The 25,108-nt window shown below is 55.6% G+C and carries 23 protein-coding genes; 11 read left to right on the forward strand and 12 right to left on the reverse strand.

Annotated elements, in window-relative coordinates:
- Nucleotides 1–42: 42 nt before the first annotated feature.
- The gene (gene pyk, locus IM265_RS01005; protein WP_028013616.1) at nucleotides 43–1,485 is read right to left on the reverse strand and encodes a pyruvate kinase; all 1,443 of its coding nucleotides are present in this window, start codon (nucleotides 1,483–1,485) and stop codon (nucleotides 43–45) included.
- Between the two features lie 139 nt (nucleotides 1,486–1,624).
- Nucleotides 1,625–2,494, reverse strand: coding sequence for a MurR/RpiR family transcriptional regulator (locus tag IM265_RS01010; RefSeq protein WP_028013615.1), 870 nt, complete (start codon nucleotides 2,492–2,494; stop codon nucleotides 1,625–1,627).
- A gap of 358 nt (nucleotides 2,495–2,852) precedes the next feature.
- Here IM265_RS01010 and zwf point away from each other — a divergent pair, with 358 nt between their 5' ends.
- The 3 genes from zwf to kdgA all read left to right on the forward strand — a co-directional run bounded on the left by zwf (nucleotide 2,853) and on the right by kdgA (nucleotide 7,055).
- Entirely contained in the window at nucleotides 2,853–4,328 is a 1,476-nt protein-coding gene (zwf, locus tag IM265_RS01015) for a glucose-6-phosphate dehydrogenase (protein WP_028013613.1), read from the forward strand.
- A gap of 234 nt (nucleotides 4,329–4,562) precedes the next feature.
- Nucleotides 4,563–6,374: a phosphogluconate dehydratase gene (gene edd / locus IM265_RS01020; protein ID WP_193031941.1), complete on the forward strand. Its 1,812-nt coding sequence runs from the start codon at nucleotides 4,563–4,565 to the stop codon at nucleotides 6,372–6,374.
- A gap of 39 nt (nucleotides 6,375–6,413) precedes the next feature.
- Nucleotides 6,414–7,055, forward strand: coding sequence for a bifunctional 4-hydroxy-2-oxoglutarate aldolase/2-dehydro-3-deoxy-phosphogluconate aldolase (gene kdgA / locus IM265_RS01025; RefSeq protein ID WP_014884307.1), 642 nt, complete (start codon nucleotides 6,414–6,416; stop codon nucleotides 7,053–7,055).
- Between the two features lie 42 nt (nucleotides 7,056–7,097).
- Here the strand turns inward: kdgA and purT are convergent, their stop codons facing one another.
- Entirely contained in the window at nucleotides 7,098–8,276 is a 1,179-nt protein-coding gene (purT, locus tag IM265_RS01030; RefSeq protein ID WP_193031943.1) for a formate-dependent phosphoribosylglycinamide formyltransferase, read from the reverse strand.
- Between the two features lie 170 nt (nucleotides 8,277–8,446).
- Here purT and IM265_RS01035 point away from each other — a divergent pair, with 170 nt between their 5' ends.
- Both IM265_RS01035 and ptrB read left to right on the forward strand, forming a co-directional pair.
- Nucleotides 8,447–9,097 carry a tellurite resistance TerB family protein gene (locus IM265_RS01035; RefSeq protein ID WP_028013609.1) on the forward strand — a complete coding sequence of 217 codons (651 nt, stop codon included), beginning with the start codon at nucleotides 8,447–8,449 and terminating at the stop codon, nucleotides 9,095–9,097.
- Between the two features lie 84 nt (nucleotides 9,098–9,181).
- Nucleotides 9,182–11,242: an oligopeptidase B gene (gene ptrB / locus IM265_RS01040; RefSeq protein WP_193031946.1), complete on the forward strand. Its 2,061-nt coding sequence runs from the start codon at nucleotides 9,182–9,184 to the stop codon at nucleotides 11,240–11,242.
- On the opposite strand, the gene exoX is transcribed toward ptrB, so the two are convergent.
- From exoX to IM265_RS01055, 3 genes are all read right to left on the reverse strand, one after another.
- Nucleotides 11,239–11,901 carry an exodeoxyribonuclease X gene (gene exoX, locus IM265_RS01045; protein ID WP_025756911.1) on the reverse strand — a complete coding sequence of 221 codons (663 nt, stop codon included), beginning with the start codon at nucleotides 11,899–11,901 and terminating at the stop codon, nucleotides 11,239–11,241. The genes ptrB and exoX overlap by 4 nt on opposite strands.
- Before the next feature lie 24 nt (nucleotides 11,902–11,925).
- Entirely contained in the window at nucleotides 11,926–12,576 is a 651-nt protein-coding gene (locus tag IM265_RS01050) for a nitrilase-related carbon-nitrogen hydrolase (protein WP_045260312.1), read from the reverse strand.
- Between the two features lie 110 nt (nucleotides 12,577–12,686).
- Complete coding sequence (locus IM265_RS01055) at nucleotides 12,687–12,917, reverse strand: DNA polymerase III subunit theta (RefSeq protein WP_008500465.1); 231 nt, start codon at nucleotides 12,915–12,917, stop codon at nucleotides 12,687–12,689.
- A gap of 136 nt (nucleotides 12,918–13,053) precedes the next feature.
- On the opposite strand from IM265_RS01055, the gene yobA reads away from it, so the two are divergent.
- The 3 genes from yobA to IM265_RS01070 are packed head-to-tail and all read left to right on the forward strand — an operon-like array spanning nucleotide 13,054 to nucleotide 14,651.
- Nucleotides 13,054–13,425, forward strand: a complete 372-nt coding sequence (yobA, locus tag IM265_RS01060; protein ID WP_069733025.1) for a CopC domain-containing protein YobA — start codon at nucleotides 13,054–13,056, stop codon at nucleotides 13,423–13,425.
- Between the two features lies 1 nt (nucleotide 13,426).
- Nucleotides 13,427–14,296 carry a copper homeostasis membrane protein CopD gene (gene copD / locus IM265_RS01065; protein ID WP_193031948.1) on the forward strand — a complete coding sequence of 290 codons (870 nt, stop codon included), beginning with the start codon at nucleotides 13,427–13,429 and terminating at the stop codon, nucleotides 14,294–14,296.
- 16 nt (nucleotides 14,297–14,312) lie between these two features.
- Nucleotides 14,313–14,651, forward strand: a complete 339-nt coding sequence (locus IM265_RS01070; RefSeq protein ID WP_028013604.1) for a YebY family protein — start codon at nucleotides 14,313–14,315, stop codon at nucleotides 14,649–14,651.
- A gap of 441 nt (nucleotides 14,652–15,092) precedes the next feature.
- Here the strand turns inward: IM265_RS01070 and IM265_RS01075 are convergent, their stop codons facing one another.
- Together IM265_RS01075 and IM265_RS01080 are read right to left on the reverse strand one after the other, a co-directional pair.
- Nucleotides 15,093–15,968 (reverse strand): benzoate transporter, encoded by an 876-nt coding sequence (locus IM265_RS01075; protein ID WP_193031980.1) that lies wholly within the window; start codon nucleotides 15,966–15,968, stop codon nucleotides 15,093–15,095.
- A 172-nt stretch (nucleotides 15,969–16,140) separates the two neighbouring features.
- Nucleotides 16,141–17,082, reverse strand: a complete 942-nt coding sequence (locus IM265_RS01080; protein ID WP_045260308.1) for a VirK/YbjX family protein — start codon at nucleotides 17,080–17,082, stop codon at nucleotides 16,141–16,143.
- Between the two features lie 168 nt (nucleotides 17,083–17,250).
- Between IM265_RS01080 and pphA the strand changes: the two genes are divergently transcribed.
- Nucleotides 17,251–17,895, forward strand: coding sequence for a protein-serine/threonine phosphatase (pphA, locus tag IM265_RS01085; protein ID WP_048998654.1), 645 nt, complete (start codon nucleotides 17,251–17,253; stop codon nucleotides 17,893–17,895).
- 34 nt (nucleotides 17,896–17,929) lie between these two features.
- Here pphA and IM265_RS01090 read toward each other — a convergent pair whose 3' ends face one another.
- The 4 genes from IM265_RS01090 to yebS form a co-directional block, all read right to left on the reverse strand.
- Nucleotides 17,930–18,169, reverse strand: coding sequence for a YebV family protein (locus IM265_RS01090; RefSeq protein WP_008500472.1), 240 nt, complete (start codon nucleotides 18,167–18,169; stop codon nucleotides 17,930–17,932).
- Nucleotides 18,170–18,274: 105 nt separating this feature from the next.
- On the reverse strand, nucleotides 18,275–19,723 hold the full coding sequence (gene rsmF, locus IM265_RS01095; RefSeq protein ID WP_214581401.1) for a 16S rRNA (cytosine(1407)-C(5))-methyltransferase RsmF: 1,449 nt from the start codon (nucleotides 19,721–19,723) through the stop codon (nucleotides 18,275–18,277).
- A gap of 71 nt (nucleotides 19,724–19,794) precedes the next feature.
- Nucleotides 19,795–22,428 carry a PqiB family protein gene (locus tag IM265_RS01100; protein ID WP_045630782.1) on the reverse strand — a complete coding sequence of 878 codons (2,634 nt, stop codon included), beginning with the start codon at nucleotides 22,426–22,428 and terminating at the stop codon, nucleotides 19,795–19,797.
- Complete coding sequence (yebS, locus tag IM265_RS01105; protein ID WP_041909475.1) at nucleotides 22,397–23,680, reverse strand: membrane integrity lipid transport subunit YebS; 1,284 nt, start codon at nucleotides 23,678–23,680, stop codon at nucleotides 22,397–22,399. The genes IM265_RS01100 and yebS overlap by 32 nt, the downstream gene beginning before the upstream one ends.
- 132 nt (nucleotides 23,681–23,812) lie before the next feature.
- Here yebS and IM265_RS01110 point away from each other — a divergent pair, with 132 nt between their 5' ends.
- Nucleotides 23,813–24,310, forward strand: coding sequence for a GAF domain-containing protein (locus IM265_RS01110; protein ID WP_008500476.1), 498 nt, complete (start codon nucleotides 23,813–23,815; stop codon nucleotides 24,308–24,310).
- Between the two features lie 96 nt (nucleotides 24,311–24,406).
- Nucleotides 24,407–25,093 carry an RNA chaperone ProQ gene (proQ, locus tag IM265_RS01115; RefSeq protein WP_028013543.1) on the forward strand — a complete coding sequence of 229 codons (687 nt, stop codon included), beginning with the start codon at nucleotides 24,407–24,409 and terminating at the stop codon, nucleotides 25,091–25,093.
- Nucleotides 25,094–25,108 lie beyond the last annotated feature (15 nt).

Genomic DNA, 25,108 nt, shown 5'->3' on the forward strand with positions numbered 1-25,108 from the left:
GTCCCCGGACCGTACACCCCTTAGGGGAGAGGGGATCGGATCTTACTCTACAGTCAGTACGCGCGTGGTATTGGTTGAGCCGATGGTGCTCATCACGTCACCCTGCGTCACGATGACGATATCACCAGACACCAGGTAACCTTTATCGCGCAGCAGGTTTACGGCATCGTGCGCCGCGGCTACGCCATCATTGGTGCTGTCGAAGTGTACCGGGGTAACACCGCGGTACAGCGCCGTCAGGTTCAGCGTACGCTCGTGGCGTGACATGGCGAAAATCGGCAGGCCGGAGCTGATGCGAGAGGTCATCAGCGCGGTGCGGCCAGATTCGGTCATGGTGATGATCGCCGTAACGCCTTTCAGATGGTTGGCCGCATACATGGCGGACATCGCAATCGCTTCTTCCACATTGTCGAACTGGATATCCAGGCGGTGCTTGGAGACGTTAATGCTTGGGATCTTCTCCGCGCCCAGGCAGACGCGCGCCATTGCGGCCACGGTTTCTGCCGGATACTGGCCCGCCGCGGTTTCTGCTGACAGCATCACCGCATCGGTACCGTCCAGCACGGCGTTAGCGACGTCCATGACTTCCGCACGGGTTGGCATTGGGTTAGTGATCATGGATTCCATCATCTGGGTGGCGGTGATCACCGCGCGGTTCAGCTGACGTGCGCGACGAATCAGCGCTTTCTGGATACCGACCAGTTCAGGGTCGCCGATTTCCACGCCCAGATCGCCACGGGCAACCATCACCACGTCAGAGGCGAGGATCACATCGTCCATCGCATCCTGATCGCACACGGCTTCCGCGCGTTCAACCTTAGCGACGATTTTGGCATCACAGCCTGCGTCACGGGCCAGGCGGCGCGCATAGTTCAGATCTTCGCCACAGCGTGGGAAGGAGACTGCCAGGTAGTCAACACCGATCTGGGCCGCCGTTACGATATCCGCTTTGTCTTTGTCGGTCAGGGCTTCCGCAGAGAGGCCGCCGCCCAGTTTGTTGATGCCTTTATTGTTGGAGAGCGGGCCGCCGACGGTGACTTCAGTGAACACTTTCATCCCCTGAACTTCCAGCACCTTCAGCTGGACGCGACCGTCGTCGAGCAGCAGGATATCGCCAGGTACCACATCAGCCGGCAGGCCTTTATAGTCGATCCCGACTTTCTCTTTATCGCCTTCGCCTTTGCCGAGGTTGGCATCCAGCAGGAATTTGTCGCCGATATTGAGGAAAACTTTACCTTCTTTAAAGGTTGATACACGAATTTTTGGACCCTGCAGGTCGCCGAGGATAGCGACGTGGCGGCCCAGCTTAGCGGCGATCTCACGCACTTTATCGGCACGCAATTTATGGTCTTCTGGCGTACCGTGAGAGAAGTTCATACGCACCACGTTGGCGCCAGCGGCGATAATCTTTTCGAGGTTATTATCGCGATCGGTGGCCGGGCCTAAGGTGGTGACGATCTTGGTTCTGCGAAGCCTTCTGGACATGTAATACTCCGTTGACTGAAACAACTTTGGTGTTGCGTGAACATTGAATCGACCTTCATCTACCGCAAGGCAGCAAAGAGGGGGCCGAATGCCGAAAATCGTTACATCTAATTATGGGTTACGTCTTCGTTATCTACTTTCAGGGAACATCGCTCTTTATAAGCAATTCTTTATCAAAACGCGATTCCTTCAGCGCTTCCTTGACTCGCTTCAAGTTATCTCGGAATTTTGCGCCCCGGCGTAAGGTAAATCCGGTCGCCAGCACGTCGATTACCGTGAGTTGCGCCAGACGGGACACCATTGGCATATACATGTCGGTATCCTCAGGCACGTCCAGGGTAATGGCGAGAGTCGCCTCCCGCGCCAATGGCGTGCCGGCGGTGGTGAGGGCGATTACCATGGCATCGTTTTCACGGGCCAGCTGCGCCAGCTCAACCTGGCTTTTGGTGCGGCCAGTGTGCGAAATCAGTACCACGACGTCATCCTCACTGCAATTCATACAGCTCATGCGTTGCAGCACAATGTCATCGGAATAAATAACCGGCACGTTAAAGCGGAAGAATTTATTCATGGCGTCGTGCGCCACGGCGGCTGACGAGCCAAGACCGAAGAACGCAATGCGTTTGGCCTGGGTGAGTAAATCCACCGCGCGGTTTACTGAACTCATATCCAGACTTTGACGAACGTGATCGAGCGTGGCCATGGCCGACTCAAATATTTTTGCCGTATAGGCATCTACGCTGTCGTCTTCATCCACATTACGATTAACATAGGGGGTGCCGTTTGCCAGACTTTGTGCCAGATGCAGTTTAAAATCAGGAAAGCCGCGCGTTTCCAGGCTGCGGCAGAAGCGGTTGACCGTCGGTTCACTGACGCCCGCTTCCTGAGCCAGAGCGGCGATGCTTGAATGAATCGCCTGAGCGGGCGCGGCCAGAATGACTTCAGCCACTTTTCGCTCGGATTTGCTAAGGTGTTCCAGTTGATACTGGATTTTTTCAAGCATGTTCATTGTTAACAAGGCGCTCATGGGGGTGGAAACGATTTCACTCATTGATGAAATCTTGATTCGATTAGCCGATATTACCCCTGTGGCTTCCCTAAAGGGTAACAGTCGACAAGATAATGTTGTTGTTTTTTTTCATTACTTGATCGATGTCGGGTTTTGCTATGACCCTGTTGCGCAAATTATCGACGGCTGTTGCGTCATTACGTCGCCATAATCGGCTGAATGGCGAAAAATCGCCGTATCGCACGAGACGATAAGCGCTAATGGTTTCGGGAATGACGTAAAAGCAGTACAGTGCATTGTAATAAAATTACAACGATACCTGGCAGAAGCACCAGGTGATCCAACTGAGGAGAATGACATGGCGGTAACGCAAACAGCCCAGGCATGTGACCTGGTCATTTTCGGCGCGAAAGGCGATCTTGCACGCCGAAAATTGCTGCCTTCCCTGTATCAACTGGAGAAAGCGGGCCAAATTCATCCGGATACGCGTATCCTGGGTGTTGGGCGCGCCGACTGGGACAAGGACGCTTATACCAAAGTTGTCCGCGAGGCGCTCGAAACTTTCATGAAGGAAAAAATTGATGAAAGTTTGTGGGATACCCTCAGCGGTCGTCTCGATTTCTGCAACCTGGACGTTAATGACGTCAGCGCGTTTTCCCGCCTGGGTGCCATGCTGGATCAGAAAAACCGTGTCACCATTAACTATTTCGCCATGCCGCCAAGCACCTTTGGCGCCATCTGCAAAGGTTTGGGCGAAGCCAAACTGAACGCCAAGCCGGCGCGCGTGGTGATGGAAAAGCCGCTGGGGACGTCGCTGGCTACCTCGCGTGAAATCAACGACCAGGTGGGCGAGTTCTTTGAAGAGTGCCAGGTCTACCGTATCGACCACTATCTCGGTAAAGAGACGGTACTGAACCTGCTGGCGCTGCGTTTCGCTAACTCCCTGTTTGTGAATAACTGGGACAACCGTACCATTGACCACGTGGAAATTACCGTGGCGGAAGAGGTGGGGATTGAAGGTCGCTGGGGTTACTTTGACCAGGCCGGCCAGATGCGCGACATGATCCAGAACCACCTGCTGCAAATTCTGTGCATGATTGCCATGTCTCCACCGTCTGACCTGACGGCTGACAGCATCCGCGATGCCAAAGTGAAAGTGCTGAAGTCGCTGCGCCGCATCGACCGCTCCAACGTGCGCGAGAAAACCGTTCGCGGCCAGTACACTGCCGGGTTTGCGCAAGGCAAAAAGGTGCCAGGCTACCTGGAAGAAGAGGGCGCGAACAAGTCCAGCAACACCGAGACGTTCGTGGCCATCCGCGTGGACATCGACGACTGGCGCTGGGCGGGGGTTCCGTTCTACCTGCGCACTGGTAAGCGTCTGCCGACGAAGTGTTCCGAAGTGGTTGTCTACTTTAAGAACCCGGAACTGAACCTGTTCAAAGAGTCCTGGCAGGAGCTGCCGCAGAACAAGCTGACCATCCGTCTGCAGCCGGACGAAGGGGTGGATATCCAGATCCTCAACAAAGTGCCGGGCCTGGATCATAAGCACAACCTGCAGACCACCAAGCTGGATCTGAGCTACTCCGAAACCTTCAACCAGACGCACCTTGCGGATGCTTACGAGCGTCTGCTGCTGGAAACCATGCGCGGTATCCAGGCGCTGTTCGTGCGTCGCGACGAAGTGGAAGAGGCGTGGAAATGGGTCGATTCCATCACCGAAGCCTGGGCTGCCGATCAGGATGCGCCAAAACCGTATCAGGCGGGTACCTGGGGGCCTGTGGCGTCGGTGGCGATGATCACCCGCGATGGCCGCTCCTGGAACGAGTTTGAGTAGGATATTCCGCTAGCCCGAAAGTGTTATTTTACCGGTAACATGATCTAACACAGCTAGTGGCACAATTTTTATACTTTTAAGCTCCGCGTGGATTCACCCGCGGGGCTTTTTTTATTACACTGCCGGAAGTGATTTTGCCCCTGAGCTCCGGACAGCAAGCGTTTCAGCGTTGTTAACAACCGCCAGCGACTTTGTAAACTCCCGAGCCCGGACAGATAAATTAAAGGAGCTTTTATGAATCCTGTATTGTTACGCGTAACACAACGCATTATCGAGCGCTCAAAAGAGACCCGTTCGGCCTACCTCGCCCGCATTGAACAGGCGAAAAGCAACACCGTTCACCGCTCCCAGCTGGCCTGCGGTAACCTGGCCCACGGCTTCGCCGCCTGCCAGCCTGATGACAAAGCCTCCCTGAAAAGCATGTTGCGTAACAATATCGCTATTATCACGTCCTATAACGATATGCTCTCCGCGCACCAGCCGTATGAGGTCTATCCCAACATCATTCGTAAAGCGCTGCACAGCGTGAACGCGGTCGGGCAGGTGGCGGGGGGCGTCCCGGCCATGTGCGACGGCGTGACGCAGGGGCAGGATGGTATGGAGCTGTCGCTGCTGAGCCGCGAAGTGATTGCGATGTCTGCGGCTGTGGGCCTGTCACACAACATGTTTGATGGCGCGCTGTATCTCGGCGTGTGCGACAAAATCGTCCCGGGCCTGGTGATGGCAGCGCTGTCGTTTGGTCATCTGCCTGCGATTTTCGTGCCGTCCGGCCCGATGGCCAGCGGTCTGCCGAATAAAGAAAAAGTGCGTATCCGCCAGCTGTATGCGGAAGGCAAAGCCGATCGTCAGGCGCTGCTGGAAGCCGAAGCCGCCTCCTACCATGCGCCGGGCACCTGTACGTTCTACGGCACGGCCAACACCAACCAGATGGTAGTGGAGTTTATGGGGATGCAGCTTCCGGGCTCGTCCTTCATCCAGCCGGACGCGCCGCTGCGCCAGGCGCTGACCGAGGCCGCGGCCCGTCAGGTGACGCGCCTGACAGGAAACGGCAATGAATGGATGCCGATGGGCAAAATGGTCGACGAAAAAGTGATCGTTAACGGTATCGTCGCCCTGCTGGCGACCGGCGGTTCAACTAACCACACCATGCACCTGGTGGCCATGGCGCGCGCGGCGGGTATCCTGATTAACTGGGATGACTTCTCCGATATCTCCTCCGTGGTACCGCTGATGGCGCGTCTGTACCCGAACGGCCCGGCGGACATCAACCACTTCCAGGCCGCGGGCGGCGTGCCGCTGCTGATGCGCGAGCTGCTGAAAGGCGGTCTGCTGCATGAAGACGTGAACACCGTAGCCGGATTTGGTCTGCAGCGCTACACCCAGGAGCCGTGGCTGAACAACGGCGAGCTGGACTGGCGCGACGGGACGACCGCGTCTCTTGATCCGCAGGTGATTGCCACTATCGACAAACCGTTCTCCCACCACGGCGGTACCAAAGTGCTGAGCGGCAACCTTGGCCGCGCGGTGATGAAAACCTCTGCCGTGCCGGAAGAGAACCAGGTTATCGAGGCCCCGGCGGTAGTGTTTGAAAGCCAGCACGACGTGTTGCCTGCCTTCGACGCCGGTCTGCTGGATAAAGACTGCGTGGTGGTCGTGCGTCATCAGGGGCCAAAAGCGAACGGCATGCCAGAATTACATAAACTTATGCCACCACTTGGTGTATTATTGGACCGCCGTTTCAAAATTGCGTTAGTGACCGATGGCCGCCTGTCAGGCGCATCCGGCAAAGTGCCTTCCGCCATCCACGTCACGCCTGAAGCCTACGACGGCGGCTTGCTGGCGAAAGTGCGCGACGGCGACATGATCCGCGTGAACGGCCAGACTGGCGAGTTAACCCTGCTGGTGGATGACGCGGAGCTGGCGGCACGTCAGCCTCATATTCCTGACCTGAGCGCATCGCGCGTGGGGACCGGACGCGAAATGTTCAGCGCGCTGCGTGAGAAGCTCTCCGGTGCGGAGCAGGGCGCAACCTGTATTACGTTTTAAGACGACTTGATTTTAACGATCTGGCGAGAGAGAACTCTGATGAAAAACTGGAAAACAAGTGCAGAAGCAATCCTGACCACTGGCCCTGTCGTGCCGGTTATCGTGGTAAACAAGCTGGAGCACGCTGTGCCAATGGCGAAAGCGCTGGTTGCGGGCGGCGTTCGCGTTCTGGAAGTGACCCTGCGTACCGCCTGCGCGATGGATGCCATCCGCGCCATCGCTAAAGAAGTGCCGGACGCCATCATCGGTGCGGGTACCGTTCTCAACGCGCAGCAGCTGGCGGAAGTGACCGAAGCCGGCGCACAGTTTGCCATCAGCCCGGGCCTGACCGAGCCGCTGCTAAAGGCCGCGACCGAAGGCACCATTCCCTTGATCCCGGGCATCAGCACCGTATCTGAACTGATGCTGGGCATGGACTACGGTCTGAAAGAGTTCAAATTCTTCCCGGCAGAAGCGAACGGCGGCACCAAAGCGCTGCAGGCAATTGCGGGTCCCTTCTCTCAGGTACGCTTCTGCCCGACGGGCGGTATCTCCCCGGCTAACTACCGCGACTACCTGGCGCTGAAAAGCGTGCTGTGCATCGGCGGCTCATGGCTGGTTCCGGCGGATGCGCTGGAAGCGGGCGACTGGGATCGCATCACGAAACTGGCTCGTGAAGCGGTTGAAGGCGCGAAGCAGTAAGCCATATGCAGCATGAAAAACGGGCCTTTCGGCCCGTTTTTTTTATCCTGCTACCTGAACGTTCGCAGCCGCTGCTTTTGCTCTTACTACGGCCTCGTCAACGTTATCCCCGGTGGCTAACGCCACGCCCAGACGACGCGTACCGTCGATCTCCGGCTTGCCGAACAGACGGACCTGCAGGCCTGCGCCCACCGCGCCTTCGACGTTATCAAACGTCACATTCTGGCTGGTCAACTTCGGAAGGATCACCGCCGACGCCGCCGGGCCGTACTGGCGGATGCCGCCAACCGGCAGGCCGAGGAAGGCGCGCACGTGCAGGGCGAACTCCGAGAGATCCTGCGAAATGAGCGTGACCATACCGGTGTCGTGCGGGCGAGGGGAGACTTCGCTGAAGATCACTTCGTCACCGCAGACGAACAGCTCCACGCCGAACAGGCCATAACCGCCCAGGGCCAGAACGGTTTTACGGGCAATCTCCCGGGCACGCTTCAGCGCCAGGTCGCTCATCTGCTGCGGCTGCCAGGATTCACGATAATCGCCATCTTCCTGACGGTGACCGATTGGGTCGCAGAAATGGACGCCGTCCACGGCACTGACGGTGAGCAGAGTGATTTCGAAATCAAACTTCACCACGCCTTCGACGATCACGCGACCGGCACCGGCACGGCCACCCTGTTGCGCATAATCCCACGCGCTGTCCAGAGCGCTGCTGTCGCGAATAAAGCTCTGACCTTTTCCGGAAGAGCTCATCACCGGCTTAATGATGCACGGGTAGCCAATCTCTTCAACGGCCTGCAGGAATGCGGCTTTGTCACCCGCAAAACGGTAGCTAGAGGTAGGCAGCCCCAGCTCCTCCGCCGCCAGGCGGCGAATGCCTTCACGGTTCATGGTCAGCTTTGCGGCTTTCGCGCAGGGCACCACGCGCTGGCCTTCCTGCTCAAGGGCGATCAGCGTATCGGTTGCGATAGCTTCAATTTCCGGCACGACAAAATCCGGTTTCTCCCGTGCAATGAGCGTACGCAGGGCATCACCGTCCAGCATGTTAATCACATAAGAACGATGGGCGACGTGCATGGCGGGCGCGTCGGCGTAGCGGTCTACGGCAATCACCTCCACCCCTAAACGCTGACACTCAATGGCGACTTCTTTACCCAGTTCGCCCGATCCCAACAGCATTACGCGCGTCGCCGCAGGTCGCAGCGCGGTTCCTAAACGAGTCATAACATTCCCCCTGAAAAAGATGCGCGCAGTATAAACGAAAACGTTTGCGTCTGTCTTGCGCACGGCAAAAGGGCAGACCAGAAATTTGCGCTTCTTTAGGCTTGATGGACATTTCCTGACGCCTGCTCGCTTACGCTGGAGAACATGTTAACCGTTAAGCGAGGGAAACCATGTCAGGCTGGTTAAATCAACTGCAATCCATGTTAGGGCAGAAAACGTCTGGTTCCGGCGAACAGGGGCTTAGCAAACTGCTGGTACCGGGGGCGCTAGGTGGGCTGGCAGGGCTGCTGGTTGCCAATAAATCCTCACGCAAGCTGCTGGCGAAGTACGGTACCGGCGCGCTGCTTGCCGGGGGCGGCGCTATCGCCGGCACCGTGCTGTGGAACAAATATAAGGACAGGGTGCGAGCGGCGCACCGCGATGAACCTCACTATGGGGAGCATACTTCTCCGCTGGATCTGCGCACGGAGCGGCTCATCCTTGCGCTGGTGTTTGCCGCCAAAAGCGACGGGCATATTGATGATAATGAAAGAGCGGCTATCGAACAGCAGCTGCGCGAGGCGGGTATTGAAGAACAGGGCAGAACGCTGGTGGCGCAGGCCATTGAACAGCCGCTCGATCCGCAGCGTCTGGCACTGAGCGTGAAAAATGAGGAAGAAGCGCTGGAACTCTATTTTCTCAGCTGTGCCGCCATAGATATCGATCACTTTATGGAGCGTAGCTACCTTAACGCCCTCGGCGACGCGCTGAAGATCCCTCAGGACGTGCGCGAGGGGATAGAAAAAGATATCGGGGAACAAAAACAGGCGCTACAGGGCTAACTCGCGCCCCGTGGTCATGTTTCGCTTGCATCATGCGCGGGTTTTGCCAACCTTATAGGGTGTAAAACTTAAAAGAATGATGACATGCCACCGAAAGCCCGACGTAATCCTTATGCGATCGTCACGCATGGCGATACGCGCATAGACAACTACTACTGGCTGCGGGACGATTCGCGTTCCCGGCCAGAGGTGCTCGACTACCTGCACGAGGAAAACGACTATGGCCGCAGGGTCATGGCCAGCCAGCAGGCGCTGCAGGACCAGCTGCTGAACGAAATGGTGCAGCGTATTCCCCAGCGCGACATCTCCGCGCCCTGGACCAAAAACGGCTATCGCTATCGCCATATCTTTGAGCCGGGCAACGAGTATCCCATCTATCAACGACAGTCGGTATTAAGCGCCGAGTGGGATGAATGGGACATCTTGCTGGATGCGAACCAGCGCGCCGCCCACAGCGAGTTTTATACCCTGGGTGGTATGTCCATCTCCCCTGACAACACCATCATGGCACTGGCGGAGGATTATCTCTCCCGGCGCCAGTACGGCCTGCGTTTTCGCAATCTGGAAACCGGCAACTGGTATCCGGAAATGCTGGAGAACGTCTCCCCGGATTTTGTCTGGGCGAACGATTCCGAGACGGTCTACTACGTTAAAAAGCACGCCTCCACGCTGCTGCCTTATCAGGTGTGGCGCCATACCGTAGGCACGGACTCAGCCGATGACGAGCTGGTCTATGAAGAGAAAGACGAAACGTTTTATGTCAGCCTGCATAAAACCTCCTCGCGCCACTATGTGATTATCTTCCTCGCCAGCGCCACCACCTCGGAAGTGCTGCTCCTGGATGCCGAACTGCCTGATGCCCAGCCGCTCTGTTTCCTGCCGCGCCGCAAGGACCACGAGTACAGCCTGGATCACTTCCAGCACAGCTTTTATCTGCGTTCGAATCGTGAAGGCAAGAACTTTGGTCTGTACAAAACCAAGGTGCGCGACGAGCGCAAGTGGGAGGTGCTCATTCCCGCGCGGGATCAGGTGATGCTGGAAGGGTTCACGCTGTTTACCGACTGGCTGGTGGTGGAGGAGCGCCAGCGGGGGCTGACCAGTATCCGGCAGATCAACCGTAAAACGCGTGAGGTGATAGGGATTGCGTTCGACGATCCGGCCTACGTCACGTGGATCGGCTTTAACCCGGAACCTGAATCGTCCCGGCTGCGCTACGGCTACTCGTCTATGACCACGCCGGATACGCTCTTTGAGCTGGATATGGATACCGGACAGCGCCAGGTGCTTAAGCAAACCGAAGTGAAGGGCTTTGATTCCGACAATTACCGCAGCGAACACCTGTGGGTCACCGCGCGCGATGGCGTGGAGGTGCCTGTTTCGCTCGTTTATCACAAGGCGCATTTCCATAAGGGTAAAAATCCGATCCTGGTCTACGGCTACGGCTCCTATGGCTCCAGCATGGATGCCGACTTCAGCAGCAGCAGATTAAGCCTGCTCGACCGCGGCTTTGTTTTCGCCATTGCCCATATTCGCGGTGGCGGCGAGCTGGGGCAGCACTGGTATGAAGACGGGAAATTCCTTAAAAAGAAAAACACCTTCAACGACTATCTCGACGTCTGCGATGCGCTGATTGAGCAAGGCTATGGCGATCCTCAGCTATGCTTCGGCATGGGCGGCAGCGCAGGGGGGATGCTGATGGGGGCGGTCATCAATCAGCGGCCCGATCGCTTTAAGGGCATTGTTGCGCAGGTCCCGTTTGTCGATGTGGTTACCACCATGCTCGATGAGTCCATCCCTTTGACGACCGGGGAGTTTGAGGAGTGGGGCAACCCGCAGGATGAAACCTATTATCGCTATATGAAAGAGTACAGCCCGTATGACAACGTAGAAGCGAAAGCGTACCCGCACATGCTGGTGACGACCGGTTTGCACGATTCACAGGTGCAATACTGGGAACCGGCAAAATGGGTAGCAAAGCTGCGGGAGCTGAAAACTGATGACAACCTGCTGCTGCTCTGTACTGATATGGACTCCGGGCACGGGGGGAAATCGGGTCGATTCAAATCCTACGAAGGGGTGGCCCTGGAGTATGCCTTTTTGATAGGCCTGGCGCAGGATACGTTGCCAGGCCGTGTGCAGCGTTAAGCTTCACCCAGATAGTGTTTCAGGGTTAAGCGCAGCTCCGGGCTCATTTTGTCGAGGTTGTTATACAGCCAGCGCAGATAGCCCGGATCTTTATCTGCAATATCCGATACCGCTCTCCCGCGGTATTTGCCGAAGGTGAACGTCGTCAGCAGCGCAGGGCGTCCGGTGATCGTTGCCATATCATCCGGCGTCCAGCCCGATGTGTTCATAATATCTATGAGCAGCGCAGCGGTGATATAGCAGTCATACAGGGCGCGGTGATGGTGCAGCCCTTCAGGGGTTCTGACGCTGAGCTTGCGGGATTTATACAGCGCCATATTGCTGTACTTGATCCCTGGCCAGAGGCGACGCGCCAGCTTCATGGTACAAATCCACTCCCCGGGCATTTCGGGGAGTACCCGACGGTCAAAGCTGGCGTTGTGGGCAACGTACCATGGGCTGCCGTAGTAGTGCGGGATAACGTCTTCTATCCAGGGTTTATCCGCCACCATTGATTCTGTAATGCGATGGATAGCCATGGCCTGTGGGCTAATAGGACGATCGGGACGCACCAGATGGCTCATCGGGTTGACGATTTTTCCATCAACCACGTCCACCGAGGCCACTTCCACAATTCCGCCCTGAAGATCGCAAGTTTCGGTATCAATGACGCGCAGCATGAAAATCTCCTGAGCTTAAAACGCTTAGCCTAAAGGAATGATATCGCCTTGCCAACCCTGTCCGTTGCGCGTGCCGGTCAACAGGAGCTCACCCTTATCTGCCCGAACGATCAGCTGGCCTTTTTCATCCCATAACGCGCTGCCCGCGCCGGCATTTGCCATTAACACCGCGATGGCATACCTGTGTGCAAAGCGCTGCAGGGTATTGATGGACTGTCGCCAGCGGTAATCCCTCACCGACTGGCAGCTGGTGAAGAGTGTTGCCTGCGGATCAAGATTCGGTGAATCGCTTTGCCCATCTATAATCGTGAGTTGTTTATCACCCGGCACCAGGCTGGCGCCGCTCCCCTGAGGGTAACGCAGAATACGATCGCGGGAGGGGATAAACAGCGCAAGGCCTTTCTGGCGCTGACCGTTTCGTTCAACGGGAAGCCCTGCAATGAGGGTAATGCGGTAAAAATGCGCGGCATCAAGCAACGGCTGTAGTCGATCGTCTTCGGGCGGAAGCGGTAATGCCGTCGCGCCCGGGCCGGTTAATGAGAGTTCCGGGAAAACCAGCAAATCGCACTGATGCTGTGCTGCTTCGGCAATAAAGTGGAGATGGTGCGCAATATGGTCATCTACGCTGTGATGCTGCCCGCCATACTGGGCTGCCGCAATATTCCAATGTGACATCGTGACTTCCTTATACACAGAGTCGCAGGGATTAAAGAGTACACCTAATTTAATCAGGGTTTTCTTATCCTGCCAGATTCCGCGTAAGGAAGTGTAACGAGTCGTTAAGCTTATTTAACTTTCGGCTCGTACGGCAAGCGGGAGAGGTTGACCGAGGCGAGACGGTGGGCAATTAACCTTTCGCGAAACCAGTCACGCAGATGGGCGGGCTGTTCTCGCTCCACCACTTCAGCCACGACGGGCATGTTGTAACGCTCTTTAAAGGCGACGCCAGCGGCAGCGAGATCGACATTCACTTTATCCATCTCGTCCTGAGGAAGGGCGGCCAGATTGATCTTCATTACCTTCTCCTTATTTTGCGGCGGCAACGTTACCGCGATTGCGCGACGATGACAAGCAGAGCGGGATGATCCTCGACTCGTTTATTATACAGCGTTATTCTTTAGCATACAGACATAACAAAAAGGAATGATTGTGATGGGTTTATCCGCTTCCCGCGCGGTATGCGCACTGGTTTTTTTGGCCTCAACGGTAATCTCACCCTCCGTGTTGGCGCATGCGCATCTTAAGCAGCAGAGCCCGGCAGCGGACAGCCAGGTGGCGTCACCGCAGGTGCTGACGCTGAATTTCTCCGAAGGTATCGAGCCCGGATTTAGCGGCGTTGTGGTGACGGATGCGCAAAAGCAGGTGATCAAAACCGGCACCGCCACGCGAGACGAAAAGAACAAAGCACAGCTGACCGTTCCGCTGGAACAGACGCTGGCGCCGGGGGCTTACCGGGTGGACTGGCACGTGGTTTCCGTCGACGGCCATAAAACCAAAGGCAGCTATCGCTTCAGCGTGAAATAGCATGCTGGGACTGTTATACGTAGGATTGCGCTTTATCCATTTTGCGGCGCTAATGCTCGTTTTTGGCAACGCGCTTTACAGCGTCTGGTTTGCGCCTTCCGGGCTGCACCGCCTGATGGCCCGGCGTTTCCAGCTCCAGCAGAGAGTGGCGTCCATCGTCAGCCTGACCGCTGCGATCCTGATGTTTATGCTTCAGGGCGGCTTAATGGGCAACGGCTGGGGCGATGTGTTTAACCCGCAAATCTGGTACAGCGTGCTGGGAACGCGGTTTGGTGGCGTCTGGTTGTGGCAAATTATCCTCGCTGCCATCACCGTTGTCGTCGCGTGGCTCGCGCCGCTGAAAGGATCGCGCCTGCTGCTGCTCGCCATGGGCCAGCTTATCCTGCTGGCAGGGGTAGGGCACGCGGCGATGAGCGACGGCCCGATGGGAACGATACAGCGACTCAATCATGCTGTTCACCTGCTGTGTGCCGCAACCTGGGTGGGTGGATTGCTGCCGCTGCTGTTTTGCATGCGTCTGGCGAAAGGACGCTGGCAGAACGCGGCCATCTATACCATGATGCGTTTCTCGCGCGTGGGGCATTATGCCGTCGCAGGCGTGCTGCTCACCGGCGTAGTGAATGCGCTGTTGATTCTGGGCATCCATATTCCCTGGCAGGCTGGCTACGTGCAGTTTTTGTTGTTCAAATGTGCTCTCGTGGCGTTGATGGTGGCAATTGCGCTGGCAAATCGGTATTTTCTGGTGCCACGGTTCCGTCCGGATTCCGGGCGCGCACAACAGATGTTTATCAGGATGACACAGGCAGAGGTGGTGCTGGGCGCGCTGGTTCTGGCAACGGTCAGTCTGTTTGCTACCTGGGAACCCTTCTGACAAGGTTAACTATTAAATGAAAAAGACAGTACTTTCTCTCTTATTGCTGGCCTGCGCGGGAAGCGCTCTGGCGGCACCGCAGGTAATCACCGTAAGCCGCTTTGAAGTGGGCAAAGACAAATGGGCCTTTAATCGCGAAGAGGTGATGCTGACCTGCCGTCCGGGCCATGCGCTGTATGCGATCAACCCGAGCACGCTGGTCCAGTACCCGCTCAACGATACCGCTGAGCAGCAGGTCGCCAGCGGCAAGAGCAGCGGTCAGCCAGTCAGCGTGATTCAGATTGATGACCCGGCCAACCCGGGGCAGAAGATGAGCCTGGCACCGTTTATCGAGCGCGCTGACAAGCTCTGCTGACGTTCAGGTTTCCAATAAAAAAACCGCAGATGCTCGCCAAAGCACTGCGGTTTTTCACTTTTAATGATGCTCTGCCGCTTTTTTTCAGGCCACTTTTGCTGTGGACTGGAAAACCTGGCGTCGTCATCTATTCTTAAAAGGCAAGGCGACTTAGCCTGCATTAATGCCAACTTTTAGCGCACGGCTCTCTCCCAAGAGCCATTTCCCTGGACCGAATACAGGAATCGTATTCGGTCTCTTTTTATCCCTATGTTTCTCAAAAGGTTTCTTCGGTTATGGACCTAAAACCCCGAGAATAGATGGACAGTTCCCTATCCTGACTAAACCATAACATACTCAGGACCGCGTACGTCCAGGGTTTTTTGGCATCTTTGTTAAAAAATTGTGGCCTGGCGATCGCTGTGGAATCTTCGTCGGTGAAGTAAAGGCCCGGCCTGATAGTTAAATAATGAATTCCCTGAATTTATCTTTGTTGTTAACGATATACTCGGGGAAATTGTCTGCCGACAGCTCTTGCCTGATTAACTTCCTGTCTCGTCCCCAGATATCTTCGGCGTTTTTTATCACCTTCATGATATGTTCCGGGTTATTGAACTCAGGCAGATCGTATTCCGTGTGGGAGATGGTGGACATTTTTTCAGAGATGCGTTCAGGGGTCATAACCCATGAGAAATGCCAGCCACTATTTTCAATGATGCGATTGTTAAGTTTGAACCAATTCCATTTAAGCCAGGACCAGTTTTTGACGCTTCTGGTGCGTTTAAGATTTCTGAACGACTCAGGCTCGCCGCCAAAAAAATGAACGAGGTTTTTATATTTTGTGGCTCTCGGCAGTTTACATTTTCTTGGGGTGTTATCTGTATTAAAAACCTGCAGATTAAACTGATAATTATAAAAGTTTTGATAAAGCGTTGTGCAGAGTTTATTCGCGTTGATAGAGCCGATAACCTGTGGTGAAAAAATCTCGTCCACATCGGAAATTAAAATCAAATCATCATCTTTAGCACTTTTGAGGCCCTGCATGATGGCATTTCTCTGCGCGGCTTCATTCGCCCATGCATCCACCACCAGACCGTCCTGATGCTGATCGCCGCCGTCAGAGGCTTTCATGAGAGGTGTTTCATCATGCACAACATAAATAATTTTATCTTTAAAAGGACCGTATTTATTTATGTCAAAGTGAAGCTGTCGCTTTTTGCCGGTAAAGGTATGCGTTGACTCAACAATAACGAAGCGATCAACAACGCCTGCTAGCGTATTCAGCCTGATATCAAGAAGCATATCTTCATCGTAATACAAGAAGCAGTCGTAAATCATCATCAAAGTCCTTAAATTTGCGTCTACACTGCGCTTTTCCAACGCATTCGCTATTTTCATTTCGCGCAATGCTAACTGAGCACCCCTGGCATATGCAAGAGTGCTCTGCTTTATCATTCCTTTCTCAAACCGAGTGCATTCTCTGTGCTGAGAGCGAAAACGCTTGTCGCGATTAGAAATGGGACTTAACGGACGCCTCAATTTCATCAAGCAGTTCAAAGCGACGACGGTATTCAGCGCGTTTTTTACTGGCTATCTCGTCGAGGGATTTGCGCTCCATCTGCAGCGGCAGCTGCCAGCAGAAGGCGGAAAGTTTTTTTCCACCCAAAGAATCCCAGAATTCGTCATAGCTGGCGTGGAAATGACGGCCTTTGCTGAGGCGATAGCGCAGCGCGCGGAAAACGTGTCCCTCATCGCTGACGGCAAAAATGGCCCGAACAGATGACTGCGCTGCCAGCTGGAAAAGTACCTCCATCAGCACGCGCTTGGGAAACAGGCCATGGCAGGCGCGAGTTGCCAGTTTAATGGCATCTCGTGACACGCAGCGACGGGGGCCCTGAAGACCGCCAATGACCATAACGGGCTGGCCATTGCTGCGGGCGACGCTAAAGGTCAGGCTGGCAAGAAGCGTATCCTCGTTGTCGCGCAGCCAGAGCGTACTCTCACCTTCACGCTCGGCTTTGCCAGCTGAGGACGCATTAACCGTGTAGGTCACGCCGTCTTTGACGTGGAACTGCGCAATAGGTTGTTCCTGCGCGCCGGTCATAGCCTGGGCAAGACGGCTCTCCTTCAGGCGATCGATCCAGTAGTAATGGTTAACGATAGCGTCGGCGCGATCGTTAGCCGTTAAGCCGCGCATCAGGTACTGCCGATGGGTCTTGCTGGGCAACGTAATTTGCGATGTCAGCAGTTTGTCGAAATCGTCACGGCCAGAGAGGGCTTCCAGCATACGGTGGGTGGAAGACCAAAAGAGCAGGGAACGTAAAAGGAACTTCAGTCTGTAGTCGCGTTTCCGCCAGATTGGCCCCGGGACGCGTTTACCGTTCACCAGCTCGGAAATAATATTCGTGCGATGCGGATAGAAAACATCGTTATGTAGCTGTGTATTAGACACGTGAAGACCTCTCGTTTTTATCTCCCCTTATTCTAAGGAGCCAGTAAAAAGGGATTAAGAGCGCGCGGATCTTTATTTCTCTTTGGTTTACCGTTTGTTTTACTTTGTAAGGGCTGCGCTGATCTTCTTGCGCTTTTGACGGCGGCTATACTGTTAAAGGGAGGCCTTATGTATCAGCGAATAGAAGGTGGAGAGTGGCGTCACGTATGGGTTGTCAGCGACATACACGGCTGTTACCAGAGGCTCATGGAGGAACTGAAACGCCGTCATTTCAATCCTTATGAGGATTTACTTATTTCCGTTGGCGATCTGATCGATCGTGGTCCGGACAGCGTTAAATCATTGCAGCTCATCAATGAGAAATGGTTTCGAGCAGTGCGGGGCAATCATGAGCAAATGGCAATAGATAGCCTGGATAATAATGATTTTGCGCTCTGGACAATGAATGGCGGAATGTGGTTTTCGCGGCTTGAGCATGAAGAGCAGCAGCGGGCGCGCTCGTTACTTAACGCATGTCGTGCGTTACCGCATATTATCGAAATTACCTGCGCGAACGGGGTGAACGTTATTGCTCATGCTGATTACCCGGCGGAGGAATACCGCTGGGAAAAACCGGTAAGCGCCCAGCGCGTGTTATGGGATCGCGACCGCCTGATGGGGTTTATGGTGGGCAAAGGGCAGGGAATTAGCGGGGCGGATCACTTCTGGTTCGGACATACGCCCGTCGACAGAAGGTATGATTTTGACAATCTGCACTACATTGATACGGGAGCCGTATTTGACGGTTATTTTACGCTGGCGCAGCTGCAGTAATAAATAACCCGCCTTCGGGCGGGTTCTCTTTAGGTCAGGCAAGACGCATGACCCAGGCATCGGTTTTACTATCGTAATGCTCACGGTAAAGGACAGAATGTTCGCCATCAAGTATTGCCGGGACGCTGGTGTCTGCATCCCATGCATCGAGCTGCATGCACAAATCCGGGTCGGATTTGCAGGGAATACTTAACGTTCGATCGCCTTGTGCTTCGCCGCGCAGCTCTGCGTCGTCGATCTCAAAAGCGCCAATACGCACGCTGGTTTTCGTCATAGTGCTCTCCGGGTCGGTTGTCAAAATCTGGTATGACCAGTATGGGCATCCATTTTTGATCGTAGACAAGGAGAGCAAAATCGCCAGTAAAAAAATGCGCTTTTTTCAGGCGGTGCGATCGTTACCGGTAAACAGTCGGCCATCCCGGACCAGTTCGCGTGGATAGCTGTTTTTAAGCCTTGAACCGACCTTTTTGGCCAGCCCCAGCGGGAATCCCTGATAGGTCACTACCACTTCATCTGCGGAAGGCGAGCTGTCAGGATAAACATCGCGGCCACGGTACCACTCTTCGGCTTCCTGATGCGTCAGGGCAAAGGTATTCTCGTGTCCGGCAAGCGCGATGACGGCCTCATGCTGCCAGCGATAGCCTTTATTATGCACTTCCGCCAGGCGGATCCCGATTCGGGAAAAACGCACTTTGCCAATCAGTGGCTCGATATTCGCCGGGAAAAGCCAAACCTCTTTGTCGCGCTGCCAGAGATGCATGCTCTCATCCCACTGCAACCCGACCTTGCTGGCTGCGGCTTCAAGCTGCGCGACGTCGCGGCCTTTAAGCGGCGCAAACGGGAAATTGCCGACCTTGAATTTGGGTGCGGGCAGGGGAGTAATCGCCTGCGTTTTACGCAGACGCGCCACAAAGAACCCTTCGCAGTCGTAAATCTGCGGGAACACGTGGAGGAAACCTTCCGGCGTGACCGCCTCCTGTGCCGAGGAAAACAGATCGTTGAGCGGCATGAACTCGACGGCATCCGGGTATTGCGCTTTCAGCCACAGGCAGACGTCTTCGTTTTCATCGCGGTTTAAGGTACACGTTGAATAGACCAGCGTGCCGCCGGGGCGCAGGGCGTGGAACGCGCTGTCGATCAGCTCGCGCTGCGTGGCGGCGATCTCAAGATTGCTCTCCACGGACCAGTTCTTTAACGCATCGGGATCTTTACGCACTACCCCTTCACCGGAGCAGGGGGCGTCCAGCAGGATGGCATCAAACATTTCCGGCAGGGCGGCGCCAAAGACGCGACCGTCGAAGTGCGTAAGAGCGACATTGTGAATACCGCAGCGGCTGATATTGGCATGCAACACCTTCACACGGCTGGCGGAAAATTCGTTAGCGAGGATTGCTCCGCGGTTGCCCATGCGCGCGGCAATCTGCGTGGTTTTCGAGCCGGGCGCGGCGGCGACATCCATCACGCGTTCAGGCGCGTTGCCGTCGGCGAACAGGGCGGCAACCGGTAACATCGAGCTCGCTTCCTGAATATAAAACAGACCGCTCAGATGTTCTGCGGTACTTCCCAGCGGCACCGCGTCTTCGTCATCGCGGTCGATCCAGAATCCCTCTTCACACCACGGAACCGGCGTAAGCTGCCAGCCGTACGGAGAAACCAGCGTCAGAAAATCCTCGACGCTGATTTTCAGGGTGTTGACGCGAATGCTGCGGCGTAACGGACGCTGACAGGCGGCGATAAAATCGTCCAGCGAGAGATGAGAGGGAAGCGCCTCGCGCATCTGCGCCAGGAATTGATCGGGAAGAAATACGGAGTTTTGAGCCACGAGCACACCACAGGGAAAAGTTCAGGTGCGCAGTGTAACATAAAGGCTCCGGTGCGTTGACACCGGAGCCTGTCAGATTAACGCGGCAGGGCCGTTCCCCATTCGCGCCACTCTTTCGGTTCGCTTTCCAGCAGCAGGAAGTGTTTACCCGGTTGCGCTTTCGGCGCCAGCGGCGTTCCCGGCGGGGTGGCAAAGGCAATACCGCCGCGGATGAACTGGTTGAAGGTACCGGTTTTCACCACGCCACCCGTCAGGCCGAAGTCCAGCGAATAGCCGGATGCCAGCCAGAACACCGAGTTATTACGCACCAGATGCTGGTAACGCTCGCTGATGCGTAGCGCCACCATCACGCGGTCGGAGAGCGTGCCGAGCGTGAGGCCCGTTACCGTACCCACCTCAATGCCGCGGAACAGCACCGGCGTACCGATGCCAAGCGAGCCCGCTTCCGGCACTTCCACTACAATGCTCAGGCCGCCAAGGTAGCGCGAGTCGGTAATGGTAGCTTCCTGCAGCTCGAAATCACGACGGGCTTTGCCCTGACCGGGCTCGACGTTGATGTAAGGCTGCAGAATGGTGTCGAGATGCTCAACGCCCGCGGCCGAAATCTGTGGGGTCACCACCGAGAAGCGGGAACCCGAGCGGGCGAAGGTCTGCACATATTCCGGATAAAGCACGGCGGTGGCCTGCACCTCGTTGCGCGAGGTGATGAGCGTCAGCTTCTGGATCTGCCCGATATCAATGCCCAGGTAGCGAATTGGCATGCCTTCCGCCAGCTTGCCGGCATCGAACGCATGCAGGGTAATCTGCCCACCCACGGCACGCGCGGCGGTTTCGGATGGGAAGAGAATTCGCTTATCGCCTTTACGCAGGTTCGCGCCCGCGCCGCTGAGGTTATCAAAGCTGATCGCCCCGCGCAGCGCGCGAGAGAGCGGGGAGGCCTGCACGGTCAGGCCGTTGCCGTTAAGCTGCACCTTCGCGCCGCCCTCGGCCCAGAAGACGCTGTTTGGGGTCAGCAGCTTGCGGTACTCGGGTTTGATATGCAGTTCGATATCAAACGCGTCCGCACGCGGGCGAACGGCGATCACCTCCCCAACCTCAAATTTGCGGTAGAGCACCACGGAGCCCGCCTGAACGTCAGGCAGCGTCTCGGCGCTTAAGGTCAGGGTCGTGGTTGGCATATCGCTCAGGCTGTTTTCAATCGCTTTGTCCAGGTTGGCGTAGAGCGGGTAGCTGTCGCGAACGGGGCCTTTATTGCCCGGCAAAATGCGAATGCCGCCGTTAACCCATTCGCTGGCGCTGGCGCCGAGGAACTCCACGCCGTCCAGACCCACCTTCACGTCGACGCGGCTGTTCACCACGAACTTACTGTCGCCATGGACGAGGTTGCTGTATTGCGGATCGATAGCTACCGAGAAGCTCACGCCATTTTCGGAGAGCGTTCGCTCCAGCACCTGACCCACCTGTACGCCGTGCAGAATCAGCGGCTGACCGGCCTCAATGCCGTAACTTTCAGGCGCATTGAGCGTAACCGTCACGACGCCCGGTTTTTGCAGCAGCGCTTTATCCGCCGGGGCAATGACGAAGCTATTGCTGGGCTGACCTTCACCGGGGATCAGTTCAAAGGTATTTCCGGTCAGCAGCGTGCTGAGGCTGGCATCGTTCAGAGAAAGTTTAGGGCTGCGCATCTCGATGCGCGTTTTCTCGCGCAGGAGATCGACCACGCTCGGATCGACCGTCATTTCGCCCGTGACCGAGCCGCCCGGATTGAGCGTCATTTTGGTGAGCTGGCCGACCTGCAGCCCCTGGTACATCAGCGGCGTTGACCCCGCTTTCAGTCCTTTGGCATCAGGCAGAACGAGCTTAACGATCACGCCACGCTGGCTGTGCGCCAGATCCGGGTATAAACCGAACGTGTCATCGGCCGTGGCAGGGCTTGAGTTTTCCGGGGAGTCAAAGGCAATGGCACCGTTAACCAGGGCGGCCAGACTCTCAAGCTTTACTTTTGCACCGCTCAGGCTGAGGTCGGCATCGACGCCGGAAACGTTCCAGAAACGGCTGCCTTTTTTCACCAGATTGGTGAAACGACGCTCGATCAGCACATCAATGGTGACGCCCTGTTTATTCGGGTTGATGCTGTAATCATACACGCGGCCAACCGGAATCTTGCGGAAGTAGACCAGCGAGCCGCTGTTCAGCGAGCCCAAATCCGGTGCCTGAAGATGGATCATCAGATCGCCGTTATTGAGGCGGTATTTCGGCTGCGTATCCAGCGCGACAAAGTGATCCTGCGGTTCACCCTTGCCCGGCATCATGCCGATGTAGTTGCCGCCAACCAGCGCATCCAGCCCGGACACGCCGGCCAGGGAGGCTTTCGGCGTCACCAGCCAGAACTGCGTTTCGCTGCGAAGAGCATCCTGCATGTCAGATTTTATACTGACCCGCACCTGAATCTTGTTAAGCCCTTTTCCAAGGGAGATGTCCTGAACCGTACCGACTTCGACCCCCTGAAAACGAACGGGGGTTCGTCCGGCGACGATGCCGTCGGCGGTCTGAAAATCAATGGTGACGGTACTGCCGCGATCTTCATAGCTCGTCCAGATAAGCCAGCCTGCAATCATCAGGGCGATGACGGGCAGCAACCAGAATGGCGAAATGCGGCGTTTAGTTTTAATTCTCGCTTCAGTCGGCGAAGCGGGGGTTTCCTGACTCATGTGCATCCCAAAGTAAGCGGCTATCCAGCCATTCCACAGCAAGAATAGTCAATATCACCGCAGAGCCGAAATAAAAAGCCGCGGGTCCCATAGTAAAAGCAAGAAGCTGGTCGCGATTGATCAGCGACATCATCAGCGAAATCACAAACAGATCCAGCATTGACCAGCGGCCAATCCAGGTGACGAATCGCAGAAGCAGAATACGGGTACGTAAACCTTGTTCACACTTAAAGTGAATGCTGACGAGCAGGGTAAACATCACCACCACTTTGGTAAAGGGAACCAGGATACTGGCAATAAAGACGATGGCCGCCACCCCAACGTTACTGTGTGCAAGAGAGATAATACCGGAGAGGATAGTATCTTCCTGACGGCCACCGTTCACGTAAATAATGGATATCGGCAGCATATTGGCCGGGAACAGAAACACCAGGGAGGCAATCAGCGCCGCCCAGCATTTTTGCAGGCTGTTGTTGCGTCGTAACCTCAACGGTATGTGGCAGCGCGGGCAGCGTCCACGCTTGTCGGGCAACCCGGTGTAATGGCATCCCAGACAGACGCGGAGGTTTTCATCCGGGCGGGTGGCAGGGCGCTGCGGGTAAAAACGCTCCCAAAGCTGCTCAACGTTCAGGTGGATCAGTGTCAGGATGCTGAGCAATACCAGGCAGATAAAGGCAAAAAGCCCGACGCCCGGCTGCAGAAAGGCATAGTCCTGCACCTTGATTGATGCCACGCCCACGCCCACCAGATAGATATCCAGCATGACCCACTCTTTAAGCTTTTCCAGCATCAGCAATACCGGACGCAGGTTCATCCCCAGGATGTTACCAAACCACAGGTAGGCAATGGCTGCAACCAGCACCAGCGGCGCGCCGACAACGCAGAACAGTACCATGGCGGCGGTGAGAGGATCGCCCTGGCTCGTCATCTGCCAGATACCCTGCAGCACGTTGGCGTCAATGCGCACACCAAGCAGGTAAAGCTTCAGAAGCGGTTCGGTCCAGGCGAAAGGCATCAGCAGCAGCATAGTAACGGCCATAGCGGCAAGGCGGGTTAACGACCAGTCGCGGCCGTCACGAATTTTAGCGTCGCAGCGGGGACAAAAGGCGCTTTGGTGCGATTTCATCTTCGGCAACATAAAAAGCGTATCGCACTGGGGGCAACGCTGATAATGTGCACGAGGCAAAGCGTCGCTTACCGTATGGACAGTTATCTTTTTTGTCGGCGTAATTTTGGTTGTTTTTAAGGCCATCAGCTGCGCGCAAATAAGTATTGTTGAACGTTATATTAACTCATGAACGGATTCATCTTGAGCATGAGCGCATTTATTGCTTATTTTAATAGGCTATGCGGTAATTTTGTAAGACAACTAAGTGATTGAATAATGAACAAAACAGAATTCTACGCGGATCTGAACCGCGATTTTAAGGCATTGATGGCAGGTGAAACCAGCTTCTTAGCCACTCTGGCAAATACTAGCGCATTGCTGTTCGAACGGCTATCCGATGTGAACTGGGCTGGCTTTTATCTCCTGGAAGGTGAAACGCTGGTGCTGGGTCCGTTTCAGGGCAAACTGGCCTGCGTGCGTATTCCGGTAGGGCGCGGCGTATGCGGTACCGCGGTGGCCGAGAATCAGGTTCAGCGCGTGGAAGATGTTCATGCGTTTGACGGGCATATCGCCTGTGATGCTGCCAGCAATTCAGAGATCGTTCTGCCGCTGGTGGTAAAAAATCAGATTATTGGCGTTCTGGATATCGACAGTACGGTCTTCAGTCGCTTTACAACCGAGGACGAACAGGGGCTGCGCGAGCTGGTGGCGAATCTGGAAAACGTCCTCGCTGCAACCGATTATCAAAAATTCTTTGCGAGCGTCGCAGGATAATCAACGGATAACGTAGCATTTACTGATAGCGTCATTATAATGACGCCTGTTCATGCCTGCGCTTGTTGGCAACGTCCGTTGTAATCAGGAAATTTCATGGAAAATCAACCTAAGTTGAATAGCAGTAAAGAAGTTATCGCATTTCTGGCCGAGCGTTTCCCGCAGTGCTTCAGCGCGGAAGGTGAAGCACGTCCCCTGAAAGTCGGTATTTTTCAGGATCTGGTAGCGCGTGTTGAAGGGGAAATGAACCTCAGCAAAACTCAGCTGCGTTCTGCCTTACGTCTTTATACTTCGAGCTGGCGTTACCTGTACGGTATCAAACCGGGCGCGACCCGCGTGGATCTCGACGGCAACCCTTGTGGCGAGCTGGACGAGCAGCACGTAGAACACGCGCGCAAGCAGCTGGAAGAAGCCAAAGCACGCGTTCAGGCACAACGTGCAGAACAGCAGGCGAAAAAACGCGAAGCCGCAGCGGCAAACGGCCAGGAAGAAGCGCCTCGTCGTGAGCGTAAACCACGTCCTGCGCCGCGTCGTCACGACAATAACGATCGCAAACCGCGTGCAGACAAACCAGCAGCGAAAGCCCCTCGTGCGCCTCGTGAAGAGCAGCGCCATACTCCGGTTTCTGACATTAACGCCCTGAGCGTGGGTCAGGCTCTGAAGGTAAAAGCGGGCAACAACGCAATGGACGCCACCGTACTGGAAATCACCAAAGATGGCGTTCGTGTACAGCTGACTTCTGGTATGTCAATGATTGTACGCGCAGAACACTTGTTGTTCTGAAACGGAGGCCAAGCC

It is taken from the genome of Enterobacter cloacae complex sp. P17RS, from assembly GCF_014895885.1.
In the GTDB taxonomy this organism is placed as follows: Bacteria; Pseudomonadota; Gammaproteobacteria; order Enterobacterales; family Enterobacteriaceae; genus Enterobacter; species Enterobacter bugandensis.

Excerpts from the sequence above, each read along its gene's own strand:
- IM265_RS01050 (WP_045260312.1), bottom strand. The coding sequence starts at position 12,576 with ATGTCACATTGGAATATTGCGGCAGCCCAGTATGGCGGGCAGCATCAC.
- pphA (WP_048998654.1), top strand. The coding sequence starts at position 17,251 with ATGTATCAGCGAATAGAAGGTGGAGAGTGGCGTCACGTATGGGTTGTC.
- kdgA (WP_014884307.1), top strand. The coding sequence starts at position 6,414 with ATGAAAAACTGGAAAACAAGTGCAGAAGCAATCCTGACCACTGGCCCT.
- ptrB (WP_193031946.1), top strand. The coding sequence starts at position 9,182 with ATGCCACCGAAAGCCCGACGTAATCCTTATGCGATCGTCACGCATGGC.
- copD (WP_193031948.1), top strand. The coding sequence starts at position 13,427 with ATGCTGGGACTGTTATACGTAGGATTGCGCTTTATCCATTTTGCGGCG.
- pyk (WP_028013616.1), bottom strand. The coding sequence starts at position 1,485 with ATGTCCAGAAGGCTTCGCAGAACCAAGATCGTCACCACCTTAGGCCCG.
- IM265_RS01055 (WP_008500465.1), bottom strand. The coding sequence starts at position 12,917 with ATGAAGATCAATCTGGCCGCCCTTCCTCAGGACGAGATGGATAAAGTG.
- edd (WP_193031941.1), top strand. The coding sequence starts at position 4,563 with ATGAATCCTGTATTGTTACGCGTAACACAACGCATTATCGAGCGCTCA.
- IM265_RS01110 (WP_008500476.1), top strand. The coding sequence starts at position 23,813 with ATGAACAAAACAGAATTCTACGCGGATCTGAACCGCGATTTTAAGGCA.
- IM265_RS01100 (WP_045630782.1), bottom strand. The coding sequence starts at position 22,428 with ATGAGTCAGGAAACCCCCGCTTCGCCGACTGAAGCGAGAATTAAAACT.
- zwf (WP_028013613.1), top strand. The coding sequence starts at position 2,853 with ATGGCGGTAACGCAAACAGCCCAGGCATGTGACCTGGTCATTTTCGGC.
- IM265_RS01075 (WP_193031980.1), bottom strand. The coding sequence starts at position 15,968 with ATGATTTACGACTGCTTCTTGTATTACGATGAAGATATGCTTCTTGAT.
- IM265_RS01035 (WP_028013609.1), top strand. The coding sequence starts at position 8,447 with ATGTCAGGCTGGTTAAATCAACTGCAATCCATGTTAGGGCAGAAAACG.
- exoX (WP_025756911.1), bottom strand. The coding sequence starts at position 11,901 with ATGCTGCGCGTCATTGATACCGAAACTTGCGATCTTCAGGGCGGAATT.
- IM265_RS01090 (WP_008500472.1), bottom strand. The coding sequence starts at position 18,169 with ATGACGAAAACCAGCGTGCGTATTGGCGCTTTTGAGATCGACGACGCA.
- purT (WP_193031943.1), bottom strand. The coding sequence starts at position 8,276 with ATGACTCGTTTAGGAACCGCGCTGCGACCTGCGGCGACGCGCGTAATG.
- proQ (WP_028013543.1), top strand. The coding sequence starts at position 24,407 with ATGGAAAATCAACCTAAGTTGAATAGCAGTAAAGAAGTTATCGCATTT.
- IM265_RS01010 (WP_028013615.1), bottom strand. The coding sequence starts at position 2,494 with ATGAACATGCTTGAAAAAATCCAGTATCAACTGGAACACCTTAGCAAA.
- IM265_RS01070 (WP_028013604.1), top strand. The coding sequence starts at position 14,313 with ATGAAAAAGACAGTACTTTCTCTCTTATTGCTGGCCTGCGCGGGAAGC.
- yebS (WP_041909475.1), bottom strand. The coding sequence starts at position 23,680 with ATGGCCTTAAAAACAACCAAAATTACGCCGACAAAAAAGATAACTGTC.
- yobA (WP_069733025.1), top strand. The coding sequence starts at position 13,054 with ATGGGTTTATCCGCTTCCCGCGCGGTATGCGCACTGGTTTTTTTGGCC.